The organism is Vibrio sp. 10N.222.49.C9 (assembly GCF_041474985.1).
In the GTDB taxonomy this organism is placed as follows: domain Bacteria; phylum Pseudomonadota; class Gammaproteobacteria; order Enterobacterales; family Vibrionaceae; genus Vibrio; species Vibrio crassostreae_C.
In genome coordinates this window covers 1-259 of record NZ_JBFRVD010000815.1, presented here as the reverse complement: position 1 = coordinate 259, position 259 = coordinate 1, and the positions used below count along the sequence as shown (strand labels likewise).

The window sequence follows — 259 nt, the reverse complement described above, 5'->3', positions numbered from 1 at the left end:
GTTCGATTCAGTATTGTCCGAAGAAGCAGTATTGGCATTCGAGTATGGCTACACCACCGCAGAGCCGGGTGGCCTGACTATTTGGGAAGCTCAGTTTGGTGATTTCGCCAACGGCGCTCAGGTAGTGATTGACCAGTTCATCTCTTCTGGTGAGCAAAAGTGGAATCGTCTATGTGGTATTACATTATTGCTACCTCATGGGTATGAAGGGCAAGGCCCAGAGCACTCATCGGCTCGCCTAGAACGCTACCTACAATTG

The 259-nt window shown here is 49.8% G+C and carries 1 protein-coding gene; it reads left to right on the top strand.

The features are described 5' to 3' along the window. Positions 1 to 259, top strand: a 259-nt coding sequence (locus AB4585_RS25745) for a hypothetical protein (RefSeq protein ID WP_372171615.1), incomplete at both ends; no start/stop codon positions are given.